Below are 15,173 nucleotides of genomic sequence, written 5' to 3' on the forward strand. Positions count from 1 at the left end.
ATTAAAATGTATCCGAATAATAACTAAATCCCCCCCTAGTCACCGTCATCCCACTAATTACAGGGAGAAATCGCAAACAGATAGACTATTTTGGTGCTCAGTGTCACAACCTTTGGTGCGTTAGTTAACAATCACATGCCGTAAATTAAATTAATATTGTAAGTGATGTTAGTTGTCACCTATCCTATGCCAATACGTGTTTGATTTGACTAGCAACAGCCCAGAGATTTTGTTTAAAAACTCCATTGCCAAACCTTGACTTTGTAGACAAAAATCCCCCCTACCCCCATCTATTCTCCATAACCTGAATAACATTGGTTGTCTTTAGGAGCAACTTAGAAGTCCTTTACTTAAGCTTAAAATTTCATTACTAAACCAAAGTTTAACCCTAAAAATCAACCCCGAAATAAGTAAGAAAAGATCCCCCAACGGCCTTGCACCGATCGCCAGAATCCCCACTGACTATGTACAAAACTCCATTTTCCAAATTCCACTCACTTCTACTGTTGGCCAGGAATTCCCAAAGGGCTTCTCCGGCTTCCGGATACACTCTCATGGAGTTGGTGGTGGTAATGGTGATGATTGGCATCCTGTCAGGTTTGGCAATAAACTCTGGGCAATGGAACGAAAACTCCCTTAAATACAGCCAGGACCGCCTACAGAACGCAGTCAAGACTGCCAGAACCAGGGCAATAACGACCACTTCCACCTATCGCATCAACGCCGATCCGAATAATCCCAACGAGGCAATCCAGGTACAAAAAATCAGGAGTGGTAGCTGTCAAGCCAATGCCACCCTCCGTCAACCGTCCTTAGCTACGGATACCACCATTGCCCTGAATAGCGTGAATGGATTTGCCATTGGCGATCGTGTGAGTGTAGGGGGAACCCAGGCAGATGTGCTGTCGGTTAACTTCGGAGATAACACCCTAACCCTAGGGGGGGCAGTGGGGGCAAAAGCAACAGGAACAAAGGTGGAAACTGTGAAAAACTGGAGGAACGATGGGGTGTTCTTGGCAGAAGACCTTAACATCAACAAGAAGAGCGCCAAAACTGATCCTGATGTCCGCCTGACGGGAAGATTTGGCGGTACGGCAGTGACTGGGTGGTCTATCTGCATTAACAGCCGGGGTTTAGTGACCCTATTTAACGCCGATGGCGTAGTCAATAGCAATCTTGAATTAGTTCTAACCAATACCCGTACCAATCAGGAAGCGAAGGTTACCGTTGCCCCTGGTGGAGCCATGGGAAATTAAAAACTAATAGTTGCTAAAGCAAATTTTGGGAAATTTTTAGTCAAAGGACTATGGGCAATGCAGACAAAACAACAACTTAAACTTTTCAAACTCAGAAGGGCCGACGAGGGCTTCACCATGACAGAAAACCTCGTTGCCCTCATAATCCTCAGCATTACCATAGCGGTGATGTTGCCTGCCTTTATGAACTTTGGTATGCAGAATGCCAAGAACCGCCAGATCAGTGGAGCTACTGCGGTGGCCAATAACTTGATGAGTGATCTCCGCCGCCAACCTATGACTGATCTGAACAGCAAGTTGGGCAAAACAGTGCTGACGAATGTGCCAGGACAAAATGGCGATAAATATCAGGTTGATCAGTATATTTGCACGAAGGGCACCACTTTAAATCCAGCCAATCCTGCCGGCACCTGTTCCACAACAGTGGGGGAAAACGATTTTGCCCGCCAAATCTTACTTGAAGTTAAAGCCTCCAATAATCCCAATGAAACTATCTATCGTGTACAAACTGTTTTTGCTCGCCTCCGCATCCGCTCCTAATGTTGCCCGTAAAAATAACCGGGGGGTGACCGTAATTGAACTAATTGTGTCAGTAGTCATTGCTGGCATTTTGCTTCAGCTAGCCTCTTTTGCTTTTTTTGTTAACAGGGAAATGTATTTGAAAGATGCAGCAAAAAATGACACCAACCAGAATTTGAGAACCGTGTTTGATATAGTGGGACCGGCCATTACCCAAGCGGGGGAAGGCGTTGGTGTGGATTCTAGTTTTCCGGTTATTTCCATTGAACCTTTTCCCAGCGGTTCGGATAATTCAAAACTGACTGTTCGTCAACTGAAAGTATCAACTAAGCTAAGAATTTGTCAGGGCCTAACGGCTGGGGCGCAGACATCAATCACAGTGTTGACCTCCGATCTTGCAGCGCCGGCTGGTTGTGTTCCGGTGGATGGTAATGGGGATAATTACCCCGACGATTGGCTCGAGTGGAGAAGCTATCGACAAAGTAATGGCGGCACTCTGGGAATTTATATTTACGACGGCAGTGGCCGGCTTGAACGTCTTAGTTACACCGGAGAAAAAATCTATGATGCGGGTGGGGGCGCCATATCAGGTACCCCTAGCGCAAACCAAGTTGCTTCGGCCTCCATCGATGTCACCGGAACCCTTGCCAATGCCTACACTGCCGGGGGAGCAACCAGGTTAATAATTGTAGAAGAACGTACCTATCAACTGAATGGGAATACTCTCCAGACAAGTATTGACGGTGGCTCTCCGGTTAATCTCATCAATAATGTTGGTCAGTTCACCGTTAGAGCCGCAGTTAGACAAGGTAACACCGTCTCCCAATGTACAACACTTCTTCCCCAAACTAACAGCTTTACCTGCAGTCCTACTTTGGCTGATACCTACAACTGGTCCCAAATTGATGGCATTGAAGTTACCAGTAAACCCAATCTTGCTAGCAATACTCCTGGGCTGTCTACTACCAACATTGATAACATTAATAGCCGAATCCAAACCCAAACTTTTTATCCCCGTAACTTAATTAATTTTTAAGTGGAGAAAGTTTAATTATTTTCTATTGTTTTATAGCCTGCTCTAACTTATCTTATCTTTCTTCCTATTCGTCAAAGCCATGAAACCTAAATTTAACGCTGTTAGCAATATTCGCCTCACCCTATTTTTATTTTCTAGAAATCCCAAGGGTAACCCTAGGGGCTATATGCTCTTTCTGGTAGTGTCCCTACTAATTACCCTATCCGGTTTATTGGTGGCCTATGCAATTTTGGCTAAGGTTAATAACATATCTGCCAAGGGGACAGCCACGGGAAATAGCGGTTTTTACGGTGCAGAAGGCGCTCTCAATATGCGGGTGGAGGAATTGCGGGATGTTTTTCTCAGTGATAGAAACCCTAGTGGCACCAGTCCAAGCTCTTTAAATCAATGTCTACAACAGACCAGTATGGGCACTGGGGATTTCCGTTGTAAGGTGGCAAGCTTCGCTTCCCCTGATAAAAATACGGCCAACATTATGGCCTACAGCTATGTGGTGCCCAAGAACGGTGGTGTGGCCATCCAGGGCACGGTACCCCCTGGCGAGACTTTTCAGGGCTTGAATATGCTGGAAACTCGTTATGACATCAGTTCCGTTACTGCCAAACAAAATGCCAACCCTGACGAAGTAATCGCCATGACTGAAATGACGGTGAAAAGTCGGCAAATTCCCATGTTCCAGTTTGCGGCTTTTTATCTCAACGATTTGGAAATTCTGCCTGGGCCGAATATGACCCTGAACGGTCCAGTGCACACCAACGGCAGTCTGTTTTTGGGGGCAAATAACGTATTGGCGATTACAGGGCAAGTGACGGTGGGCCGAGATTTGTTCAATCGCCGTAAAAATGATAACAGTACCTATCCCGATGGCCGAGTAAGGATAGCTAATAGTGCCGGAACTTTGCGTAATCTCCTACAGGGGGGAACCGGTAGTACGACCCAAACAACAGCGGCGATGATACCGGCCAATGTCAATGCTACGTGGGGAAGTCAGGTACAATTGGCCGTTGAAGCATTGTCTATTCCCACCATCAGCTCCCTGGGGGCAGGGGGTAACTATGCTCAACAAGCCGATATCAACTTTGTCTATGCTCCAGAGAAAACTGGTGTTAATGTCCCTGGTATTGGCACGACGATCATTCCATATAACGTCACAGCCACCAAACGTGATGCGCTGGGGGTTGGGACTGCCACACCGCTGACTAATGCCCAATTGGCCAGTTTACGTCAACCAATTTTAGCAACGGGAAACGCAGTAACGGCGGGGGTTTGTACCCCTGTCACTGCCCCAGTTGTCACCGGTTTGCTCCCAGGCCAAATTACCGATTTACCTAATGCACTCCGCAGGGCAATTCTGTCTCAGACCACTCCAGTTCCCTTCTCTGCTATGGGGGTGACTTTGGACTCTTCTCCGCTAAATAGCACTGGTGGTGTCAGGGATGCATTGGAGACGAATCTTGGAGTTTTAACCATTGTTCAACGAACTCTGATAAGGACATTGACTCCTAATCAAATTGCCGCCCTGGCTGGTGGTTGTTTTATTAGTGCTCCCATCCAGCATTTCAACACCACCGGTTATACCAATGGAGTGAGTTTTATCAATAACCGTGAGCGCAGTCCTGGCAACAATTTCAGGGCCATGAGGCTGATGCAGATCAACATAGAAAGTTTGACTGTTTGGAATTCCCAGGGAGTTTACCTTAATGACACTGGCACGGGCTTAGTTTCTGCCAATCAACTGTTATTTGCTACGGCAACAGCGGACACTGCTGCTCCGGCTAATTCCTTCCAAAGATTAGGTTTGGCCGGTTCTGACACCAGTAGTAATGGTCTGGTTTTCCATGCCACTGTTAGTGCTGGCGCTACCCCAAACCCTGACACCAATGCTAGCCCCTACGGATTTGCTTTGGTAGGGGGCGGACAATTGCCTGGACTAGCAGAAACTACCAATAACTTTGACCCCACTGGTCTAACTTTTGTCAGTGACCAAGCGGTTTATATGGTGGGGGACTATAACATTACCAATTGGCAACCGGCCAGTGTTCTGGCTGATTCATTAAATGTTCTTTCACGGCGGTGCATAGATAATACTGATCAGCAACTTCGCAAGGCCAGCGGTACGGGCTGTGGTGGGAATGCGTTTGACACAACAATCAATTCAGCCTTTCTATCGGGTACGGACATCACCAACTCAACTGAGACCCCCGGATATAATGGTGGTTTGGAGAATTATCCCCGCTTCCATGAAAATTGGGGTACTTTAAACTACACGGGGTCTTTTGTTAGTACAGGCACGCCGGAGCGAGTTACAGGCCGATGGAGCAATCAGCTATACGGTGCACCGACTCGGAATTGGAGCTACGAGACCCGCTTCAATAATGCCAAGAATCTCCCCCCTCTGTCTCCCCGGTTTGTATTCCTGAAACAAGAGGGCTTCTCTCGTAAATTTGATCAGTAAAATTTGCATGTTGATCTTCCATCATTTCCTGGGAAGTCACTATTTCAGTCACTAAATTTGTTTAGAACTGGCTTGGATGGTTGGAGTTAAAATCCTTTGGCTTCTGGTGATTAATTCTCCCTAGCTTTCTTTGACAAGGGCGATTAACCTCCTCCCTTAGCCTCCCTTGATAGGAGTGATTAATCCCCCCTGGCCCCCCTTATTAAGGGGGGAAATTTTTGGTGGGTATTCTCTTTTAAGGAAAATTGCGATTTAGTGCCCTGAGATTTTCAAGCATAGCCTTGGGCAGAAAAAGGACTTCCACTGTACTGTATTAGATGGTGCCCCAGCCTAAAATCGCCGTTTTTTTGTCTTTGCCTGCCCTGTGACCAAACCCATTGCTCCTCTCCTCAGCCTTTTAAATTACAGTCGGGTCCACCGTACCAAAATTTACTGGGCGATCGCCTGCTCCCTGCTGAATAAGATTTTTGACCTGGCCCCGCCCGCCCTAATTGGTTTAGCGGTGGATGTGGTGATCAAACAGCAGGATTCTTTCCTGGCCCGCTGGGGCATTGTGGCAGTGGAAAGCCAACTCCTAGTGCTGACGGTGGTTTCGGCGGTTATTTGGGCCCTGGAATCGATTTTTGAATATGCCTACGAGCGGCTTTGGCGTAACCTCGCCCAGGATATCCAACATGATCTGCGCTTGGATGCCTATGCCCATTTGCAACAGCTAGACCTGGCCTATTTCGAGGAAAGAAGTACCGGGCGGCTGATGGCCATTCTCAACGATGACATCAACCAGTTGGAACGGTTTTTGGACGTGGGGGCCAACGAAATTTTGCAGGTGCTGACCACAGTGGTGGTGATTGGCGGTGCATTTTTTGTTATTACCCCGGACATTGCCTGGATGGCAGTGGTGCCCATGCCCTTTGTGCTGTTGGGGTCGATCTACTTTCAGTCTTTGCTCACCTCCCGCTATGCCCTGGTGCGGGAAAAGGTCAGTAATTTGAACAGCCGCCTCTCGAATAACCTCAGTGGCATTATGACCATCAAAAGTTTCGCCACCGAAGCGGAAGAAGTGGAAAGGCTCCGGCAAGATAGTGATGCCTACCGAGACAGTAATCAACAGGCGATCGCCTTGAGTGCGGCCTTTGTGCCCCTAATTCGGGTAATTATTTTTGTAGGTTTTTCCACCATTCTTTACTTCGGTGGTTTAGATGCGGTGCGGGGCAATTTGGCTGTGGGCAGTTACAGCATGTTGGTCTTTTTAACCCAACGACTGCTCTGGCCGTTGACCGGTTTGGGTAAAACTTTGGACCTATATCAACGGGCCATGGCCTCCACCCAGCGGGTGATGCAACTTTTAGCAACCCCTATTCAAGCCCATCCGGGGGAATTGAGTCTCCATCCTAGCCAAGTACAAGGAGAAGTAATTTTCCAAAATATTAGCTTTGCCTACCCCCAGCGTTCACCAGTGTTAAAAAACATTTCCCTACGGGTACCGGCCGGGCAAACCATTGGCATTGTGGGGGCAACGGGGTCAGGGAAAAGCACCCTGGTCAAATTATTACTGCGGTTATACGAGTGGGACAGCGGAGATATTTTGCTCGATGGCGTAGATCTAAAGAAATATTTCCTGGGGGATTTACGGCGCAGTATTGGTTTGGTGAGCCAGGATGTGTTTTTATTCCATGGCACAGTGCGGGAGAATATTGCCTACGGCAGCGCAGATGCCACTTTGACCCAAATTCAACGGGCGGCCAATTTAGCAGAGGCGGAAGAATTCATCGAGCAATTGCCCCAGGGTTACGACACCATCATCGGCGAACGGGGACAAAAACTTTCCGGTGGTCAACGGCAACGGTTGGCGATCGCCAGGGCGATTTTGAAGAATCCCCCCATTCTTATTTTGGATGAAGCCACGTCAGCAGTGGACAACGAAACGGAGGCGGCCATTGTCCGTTCCCTCGAAAAAATCACCAGAAACCGCACCACCATCACCATTGCCCATCGCCTTTCCACTGTGCGCTATGCTGATCAAATTTATGTGCTGGAAAACGGCCTGGTCGAGGAAATGGGCGACCATGAAAGCCTGCTGGCACAACAAGGGGTGTACGCCAAACTCTGGCGGGTACAAACGGGTCTGAGGAGCGGGGTCAGTTGACTCTAGTCCAGGGAAGATGGGCTTTTAGGTGCTTTTCCAAATCACCCCATTTGGAAAGCGAGAAGGACTAATCAACCCAGATGGGGTCTTCCCAATCCCTCTCAGCAGTGGACTTGGAACTTTCCCCCAAAACCGAGGCTAAGTCGAAGTCCTCCCGGTTAGGATTGGTAGTGTGGCTATCATTGCTATGGGTCTGCTTAGTTTTACTGGTGCGGGCTTTACCGTTACCAGAACTGCTAGCAAAGGGATTGAGGGCAATACGACCATTATTATTGGCTGTGCGGGAAGAGCCAGTGACCCTATCCCGATGGGGGGTCTTAGTCTGGCCATGGCGATCGCCAGTTTCGCGGGGCGCTTCCGTTTGCAGACGGGTATCCCGGCTAAAAGCTATGTTGGCCTCGGTATTGCGACCCTGGAAAGCGGAAGTAGTTCTAGCTTCCGGTGCCAAATATTCGAGGAAATAGTCAAGGGTCTTTTGCTTCATCCAACCTTTCAGCACTGCCACCGAACCAAATCTGATTCCCAACTTACGTTGTTCTTCGAGGATTAAATCAACCTGTTCTTCCTGGAGTAAATGAGCTTGCTGTAAGTAGTAACCCAGGGGACGGCGATCGCGGGTTTTAACCATCCGGGGCCAGGACTCAGCAAAAAAGTCGACGGTTTCCTGGTGTAGCCAGCCCCGCACTACCAAAATCTCGCCAATGGGCAAAGGAGAATACTGTTGATCCTGAAGGGCAACTTGTATCTGAGCCTCGGTGATGAGGTCAGCATCCCTTAAAATTTCGCCTAGTAACTGAGAACAGGGGGATTTAGCCATGGCATTGGATTCACAAAAAGGGGGGGCAACAGAGCGTTACTGGCAAGTGACGGGCAAATAAAGGAAAAAACAGGTTCAGGCCAGACCTCCATACCCGAAAATCCAGGAAAACCATTGCTGATGACGTTTAAAAGTTAGATTTGACGCCTATGGTCAACACGGCCATCATAATCGATCCTTTTACCAATTGTCAGTACCAAAAAAATTAGCGTTTTTCCATACTCTAAGGACGGAATTGTTTCAGACGTAGGGCGTTAGTCACCACGGAAACGGAGCTAGAGGCCATGGCGGCTCCAGTCAGAATTGGACTGAACAGCGGGGCAAAAAGAGGATAATATGAGAGGTTGGTAAAATTTATGTATTCTTGGCCAGTTTTTAGCTCAAAATTTATCCTTTCCACCGTCTTTAGTGATGAAAAAAGCCTTCAAACCCTTTAAGGATAAGCATTTCATCGTAAATTTTTTGTTCTAAATCTGGCTAGAATTTAACGTAAAATTAACATTATTTTGAGCATTTGGACTGAGGACAAAGACTCACTTCACAATGATTCCCTCAAAAAAAATACCAACAACTTGACGCCAATGTAAATTATTGTTACTGTGTGCGCAACGAAACATAGTTTCCATTCGCAAGTATTAATTTTTTCTATGTCCTACGTATGAATAACAATTACGTATGAATAACAATAATGTAAAAATCTTGGTCATTGAAGACGAAGAGACCATCCGTGAAAATATTGCTGAATTGCTTGAAGATGAAGGCTTTATCGTTCAGACGGCGGAAAATGGCGTCGTCGGAGTAAGTCTTGCCGAAAGTCAGAATCCCCATTTAATTTTATGTGATGTCATGATGCCAGAATTGGATGGCTATGGGGTTATTAAGTCCTTGCGAGAAAACTTGGACACCGCATTAATTCCCTTTGTTTTCCTCACAGCTAAAGCAGATCGGGTCGATCAACGTACAGGAATGAAATTTGGAGCAGATGATTACCTCACCAAACCATTTAGTCGAGTCGAGTTACTAGAAACCATTGCCGCACGGTTATCCAAAGTAAATTCTCAACAACAGCAAAGCAATTTAATCGTTGAAAATACCCGCCGTGAGCTAGAAAAAAGTTACCATTATGACCAGATCACGGGATTGCCAAACAAATTTTTGTTGCGAGAATCATTTGACAAAACCATTGCTGAGCGAAAACTGATTAGTCAATTAGTGGCAATTCTGTCTGTTCAGATTTTGCAACTAGACCAGATCGAGATGACGCTCACACCCAAGCAATGTCAGGATTTGTTAAAGGAATTAAGCCATCGCCTCACCCTTTGTCTAGGCGCAGAGGACGCTATTTTCTTGATCGATCATGACCAGTATTTAGTCATTGCCGCAACTCCCAAAAATCGAGTTGAGATTGAAGCCTTTGCGCAAGCAGTTCACCAGGCCCTGGCTCCCCCCTTCGAAACTGGTCCATGGCGTACCCGGTTATCAGCGACTATTGGGATTACTTGTTTCCCAGAAGATGAAATTCAGTTGGAGTCTTTAGTCCGCAATGCCCACCTCGCCGCCATTACTGCGCCCAAAGAGAAATCGTTTCATTTTTATAATCAGATAAAACAACAGCAGGTTCGAGAGCAACTCATTCTGGAAGATGATTTGTACCAGGCTTTGGATCAATCTTGGTTTCGTGTTTTCTATCAGCCAAAAATTGATGCTACCACCGGCATGATCAGCGGGGCAGAAGCCCTTTTACGTTGCGAACATCCAGAAAAAGGCCTATTACCTCCGTCGCAGTTTATCCCAATTGCTGAAAGAACAGGGTTAATTGTTTACATTGGTCAAAAAGTTTTGGAACAGGTTTGCCAACACCAACTGCATTGGCACCTCAACGGATTGAGCGAGATCTCTGTGGCGGTCAATCTTTCTCCGCGAGAATTTAACCAGGAAAACCTCTATGAAATGATTGAAAGCAAGCTTCAGTGCTATGACCTACCGTTCCGTTGCTTGGAATTTGAAGTTACAGAAACCTGTTTGATGGACAATGTAGATCAAACTATTGTTTTGTTGAATTCCCTAAAGCAATTAGGGGTCACCTTCTCCATTGACGATTTTGGTACAGGATATTCATCGCTCAAATATTTGCAAAGTTTACCTGTAGGTACGGTCAAAATTGATCAGTGCTTTATTCGTAATATTGATAGTCATGTCAAGAATGGTCGTATTGTCCAAGCCATTATTCACCTATGTCATGATTTGAATTTAAAGGTGGTGGCAGAAGGGGTAGAAACCTTAGCTGAAATGAACTTCTTGCAAGCACGGGGATGTGATTATTTGCAAGGATATTATTTCAGCCGTCCCATTCCTGAGCCTGAGTTTTTCAGTCTGTTACAAAACTGGGAAGTTCCCGAAATATTTCAAAAATATTGTTTCAAGAAGCGATCTCTTTAATAGACTGAGGTATCTCGATTGAAAGAAGTCAGTTTAGCGAACGGGATCGAATGGGAAGAAGAGCGACTGCGGGTTTTACGAAGTTGTCGTCTTTTGGACACTCAACCGGAATTTGTCTTTGATCAAATCGTGCATTTGGTTAAGGAAGTTTGTCAAGTTCCTATTGTTTTGATCAGTTTAGTAGATGCCGATCGCCAGTGGTTTAAGTCCAAAATTGGCTGTGAGATTACAGAGGGGCCACGCCAGACCGCTTACTGCAATATTGCCATCCAACAACCGGATATCCTAATTATTCCAGATACCCTACGGGATAGTAACTATGCTGAAAATCTCCACCAATTGAATGGTAAAATGATTCGCTTTTATGCCGGTGCGCCCCTGATCACCCCCGATGGATTTGCCCTAGGAACACTCTGTATCTGTGACTATATCCCAAGGGAACTTACCCCAGATCAACAACGCACTCTTAAAGAATTAGCCCGGCTCGTGGTGATGGAAATTCAAAGACGACGGGCAATGGGGGCATTGGTCGAACAGGCTCAGCAGAGGTCACAGGCTCTTCAACAAAACAACTTTTATCGCAAATTTGGCATTGGCATTGGCCTGATCATGATCCTGCTCCTAGTGTCTGCTGGTGCATCATTATGGACCTTAAACAAGTCTCGTCAGAATAGTCAAAAAGTTGCCCATACCCTCAACGTTCTCCGGGAAATTGACCAATTAGAACTATCCTCCCGCGAAAATCTTTTGGATGTGCGCCGTTACTCCCTGTTGCCAAATCGATCCTTGAACAAATACGAACGCAGTAGAAATGAAATTTTCCAACACCTCTTTAAACTGAAAACCTTGACCCAAGACAACTCGATTCAGCAGTCGTCTTTGCGAGAGCTCGAAACCAGTATATTGGCCAAAACCAAAATTCTTGACCAAACTATCATTGATATTGATAATCAAGATTTAGAAGGTGTTAATAATATATATCTTTCTCCGCAATTAGTGACCATAATTGACGAGCCCTTAAATATTCTTCAGAAAATTAAAGCCCATGAAAAAGACCTCCTGTCCCAACGCCAAGCAGAATCAATCCAAGGACAGAAGATCAATCTTTTAGTTCTAGTGGGAACGTTCTTGTTAGGTTTATTCCTGACAGTCTTGATTGTTCTGTTGACTTTGAGGGAAGTTCGCTCCCGCCGCCAAGCCGAAATGACTGCTAACCGTCATGAAGAATACTTAGAGGTCACCCTTTCGAGTATTGGCGATGCCGTTATTACCACCGATGCCCAAGCAAAAATTACCCTGATGAACCCTGTGGCTGAGGTTTTAACTGGCTGTGCAAGCCAAGATGGCATCGGACAGGATTTTGACCAGATTGTGCGGATTATTGATGCGGCTAAAGGTGAAGTTTATCCATCACCGATCAAAGCCGCCCTGAAGTTTGAGAGTAACCAGGTTTTTGATCAGGCAGTGATGCTATTACAACCCGATGGAGCCAGAATTGCCATTGATGATAGCTGTGCCCCAATTATTGGCTTCAGCGGCCAGGCAGAGGGAGCTGTGATGGTATTTCGGGATGTTTCTGAGCGCCGCCATATAGAAGACAATATCCAGCAAATGCTGACCCGAGTCCACGAAATTAATGCCTTAAAAACTAGCTTTATCTCGATGGTTTCCCATGAATTTAGAACTCCGTTGACCACGATATTGTCCTCGGCTGAACTCTTGAATTCTCCAGCGGTGAAAGCAAGTCCAGAACGAGAACAGAAACATTTACAACGAATATATGAGGCAATTGGTCGCTTAGAAGCTATGTTGGACGATATTTTGCTCATTGGTCGGGCTGAATCGGGTAAGCTCCAGTTTCAACCGGCCCCCATCAATGTGATCGAGATCATCACAGGCATTGTTGATACCATTCAAGCTGGAATTGGCCAAAGACATCACATTAATGTTGATTTTGGTGATGTGGTGGAGCCAACGTTTATGGACCCAAAACTCCTGGGTCATATTATGACTAACTTAGTCAGCAATGCAGTGAAATACTCGCCCGCCGGTAGTGTTGTTGAGATTAAACTAGCCTTAGCTGATGTGGGGGTGGATTTTAATGTAACTGACCACGGGATTGGCATTCCTCCACAGGATATTCCTAAGTTGTTTACTACTTTTCAGCGAGCCGGTAATGTGGGCAATGTCCAAGGCACAGGGTTGGGTTTGAATATTGTCAAAACCTGTGTTGATTTGCATGGCGGCTCAATTCGTGTTGACAGTCAATTACACCAAGGCACCCACTTCCAAGTGTGGCTACCCAACCGCTTGCCCGCGGTCTATGAGCCTCCAGTCTAGGAATTAATGAGAGTAAATTTTGACTAGCGACTAGGGACGTGTTTGAAAAGCCCCCCTGCCCCCCCAAATTTGGGGGGAAACAGAGTAAAGGTCCCCCAGTATTGGGGGATTTAGGGGGCAAAATCAGACTTTACAAACAGGCTCTAAGGATGGAACTTTTTCAGACGAAGGGCGTTAGTCACCACAGAAACGGAGCTAAAGGCCATGGCGGCTCCAGCCAGGATGGGATTGAGCAGTAGACCAAAAAGGGGATAGAACACCCCAGCAGCCACAGGAATACCCACCACGTTGTAGATGAAAGCAAAAAAGAGATTTTGCCTAATGTTGCCCATGGTGGCTCGGCTCAGTTTGATGGCAGTCAAAATTCCTTGTAGATCTCCAGTAATCAGGGTGATGTCACTGGCGGCGATCGCCACGTCGGTGCCGGTCCCTATGGCTATACCCACATCGGCCTGGGCTAGGGCCGGAGCATCGTTAATGCCATCCCCCACCATGGCCACGATGTTACCCCGTTGTTGCAGTTGTTCCACTTGCTGGGCCTTATCCCCTGGACGTACCTGGGCTAGCACATGGCGAATACCCACTTTGTCGGCAATGGCCTGGGCCGTGGCCTGGTTGTCGCCGGTGAGCATATAAACGGATAAACCTAGTTTTTTCAGGGCTTGTACCACTTGGGGAGAAGAGGGTTTGAGGGCATCGGCGATCGCCAAGAGGGCTTTAATTTCCGTGCCCACCGTGAGCCAAATGACGGTTTTTTGCTCCCCTTCCCATTGCTGGGCCTGGCTTTGCCATGGTTGATGATCCGTATCATTCACCCCCAGGTCTGCTAACCAATTGGGCGTCCCCAATCTCAGCCATTGGCCCTGCCATTGTCCTGCCACGCCACAACCGGCGATCGCCTGGAAGTTTTCTATGTCTAACAAACCTACCTGTTGGGATTGACCGTAATTAACCACCGCCTCCGCCAGGGGATGCTCGGAATATTGCTCCAAACTGGCCGCCAACTGGACTAACTGCAAGCTTTCCTCGGTGGAGGTGGGAGACAGGGTAAAAAAGTTAGTCACACTGGGTTTACCCTCGGTTAACGTGCCGGTTTTATCCAGCACAATGGCTGTTAGCTTTTCCGCCATTTCTAAACTGCGGGCCTCTTTGATCAACACGCCATATTCTGCCCCCTTACCCGTACCTACCATCACGGAGGTGGGAGTGGCCAAACCCAATGCACAGGGACAAGCGATAATCAGCACTTCCACCAGGGTTAAAACCGCCAAAGTAATATTTCCCGTTGTGATCCACCAGGTACAAAAAGCGGCGATCGCCACCAGGATCACGGTGGGGACAAACCAGTGGGTAATGCGGTCAACAAAATGTTGGATGGGGGCCTTGGAAGCCTGGGCTTGCTGTACCAATTGGATAATTTGGGCGAGCACAGAATCCTGCCCCAACTTAGTCACTCGGACATCCAAACTGCCGCTTTTATTTAACGTGGCCCCGATCACTTCCGCTCCAACGGTTTTATCCACCGGAAAACTTTCCCCTGTCACCAAGGATTCGTCCACTGTGGAGTTACCAGCCTTCACCACACCGTCCACCGGAATTTTTTCCCCGGGCCGCACCCGCACCACATCATCAATAGTTAGATCGGCGATCGCCACTGTTTGCCAGGTTTCTCCCCGTTTGGCCAAAGCAGTTTGGGGTTGTAGTCCCATTAATTTACGGATGGCTGCCGAAGTTTCCCGCCGAGCCCGCTGTTCCAAGGACCTTCCCAATAAAATCAGGGTGATTACCACCGCCGCCGCTTCAAAATAAACGTGGGCCGCTAGTCCTTGGTTGGTCAACCATTGGGGAAAAAGGGTAATGGCCACGGAATAAAAGTAGGCCGCACTGGTACCCAAGGCCACCAGGGTGTCCATGGTGGCACTGCGGGTTCTCACAGATTTCCACGCTCCCCGGTAAAATTCCGCCCCGCACCAAAACTGCACTGGGGTGGCCAGGAGCCATTGGAACCAAGCATTATGGAAAATATGGGGAAAATGGGGAATATTCACCCCCAGCATCATCGGCAGCGAACCGAAAAATAGCACCGCACTGATCCCTAAACTCGTCACCAGTTTGGCGGAAAATAGGGGCTTGTTGTCCTTCTTCTGCTCCGCAGAGGCCATCTC

Annotated in this window: 9 protein-coding genes; 7 read left to right on the forward strand and 2 right to left on the reverse strand. The window is 47.3% G+C overall.

The annotated features are described in order from the left end of the window. The first annotated feature begins 506 nt into the window (after positions 1 to 506). The 5 genes from IQ219_RS07405 (at position 507) to IQ219_RS07425 (ending at position 7,412) form a co-directional block, all read left to right on the forward strand. Entirely contained in the window at positions 507 to 1,256 is a 750-nt protein-coding gene (locus IQ219_RS07405; RefSeq protein ID WP_228016784.1) for a prepilin-type N-terminal cleavage/methylation domain-containing protein, read from the forward strand. 57 nt (positions 1,257 to 1,313) lie between these two features. Beyond that, positions 1,314 to 1,796 (forward strand): prepilin-type N-terminal cleavage/methylation domain-containing protein, encoded by a 483-nt coding sequence (locus IQ219_RS07410; protein WP_194072203.1) that lies wholly within the window; start codon positions 1,314 to 1,316, stop codon positions 1,794 to 1,796. Next, positions 1,741 to 2,811: a PilW family protein gene (locus IQ219_RS07415; protein WP_194072204.1), complete on the forward strand. Its 1,071-nt coding sequence runs from the start codon at positions 1,741 to 1,743 to the stop codon at positions 2,809 to 2,811. The genes IQ219_RS07410 and IQ219_RS07415 overlap by 56 nt, the downstream gene beginning before the upstream one ends. Before the next feature lie 79 nt (positions 2,812 to 2,890). After that, on the forward strand, positions 2,891 to 5,266 hold the full coding sequence (locus IQ219_RS07420; RefSeq protein WP_194072205.1) for a hypothetical protein: 2,376 nt from the start codon (positions 2,891 to 2,893) through the stop codon (positions 5,264 to 5,266). A gap of 364 nt (positions 5,267 to 5,630) precedes the next feature. Next, positions 5,631 to 7,412: an ABC transporter ATP-binding protein gene (locus tag IQ219_RS07425; RefSeq protein WP_190597748.1), complete on the forward strand. Its 1,782-nt coding sequence runs from the start codon at positions 5,631 to 5,633 to the stop codon at positions 7,410 to 7,412. Positions 7,413 to 7,479: 67 nt separating this feature from the next. On the opposite strand, the gene IQ219_RS07430 is transcribed toward IQ219_RS07425, so the two are convergent. Further along, complete coding sequence (locus IQ219_RS07430) at positions 7,480 to 8,229, reverse strand: hypothetical protein (RefSeq protein ID WP_194072206.1); 750 nt, start codon at positions 8,227 to 8,229, stop codon at positions 7,480 to 7,482. 675 nt (positions 8,230 to 8,904) lie between these two features. On the opposite strand from IQ219_RS07430, the gene IQ219_RS07435 reads away from it, so the two are divergent. Both IQ219_RS07435 and IQ219_RS07440 read left to right on the forward strand, forming a co-directional pair. Then, entirely contained in the window at positions 8,905 to 10,668 is a 1,764-nt protein-coding gene (locus tag IQ219_RS07435) for a bifunctional diguanylate cyclase/phosphodiesterase (RefSeq protein WP_194072207.1), read from the forward strand. Positions 10,669 to 10,686: 18 nt separating this feature from the next. Then, positions 10,687 to 13,008, forward strand: coding sequence for an ATP-binding protein (locus tag IQ219_RS07440; RefSeq protein WP_194072208.1), 2,322 nt, complete (start codon positions 10,687 to 10,689; stop codon positions 13,006 to 13,008). A 143-nt stretch (positions 13,009 to 13,151) separates the two neighbouring features. Here the strand turns inward: IQ219_RS07440 and IQ219_RS07445 are convergent. Beyond that, positions 13,152 to 15,173: copper-translocating P-type ATPase (locus IQ219_RS07445; protein ID WP_194072209.1), on the reverse strand; the 2,022-nt coding region annotated here is incomplete at its 5' end.

Source organism: Synechocystis sp. LEGE 06083 (assembly GCF_015207725.1).
Taxonomy (GTDB): domain Bacteria; phylum Cyanobacteriota; class Cyanobacteriia; order Cyanobacteriales; family Microcystaceae; genus Synechocystis; species Synechocystis salina.

Coding starts and splice junctions, on each gene's coding strand:
- IQ219_RS07410 (WP_194072203.1), top strand. CDS start 1,314: ATGCAGACAAAACAACAACTTAAACTTTTCAAACTCAGAAGGGCCGAC.
- IQ219_RS07415 (WP_194072204.1), top strand. CDS start 1,741: ATGAAACTATCTATCGTGTACAAACTGTTTTTGCTCGCCTCCGCATCC.
- IQ219_RS07420 (WP_194072205.1), top strand. CDS start 2,891: ATGAAACCTAAATTTAACGCTGTTAGCAATATTCGCCTCACCCTATTT.
- IQ219_RS07430 (WP_194072206.1), bottom strand. CDS start 8,229: ATGGCTAAATCCCCCTGTTCTCAGTTACTAGGCGAAATTTTAAGGGAT.
- IQ219_RS07435 (WP_194072207.1), top strand. CDS start 8,905: ATGAATAACAATAATGTAAAAATCTTGGTCATTGAAGACGAAGAGACC.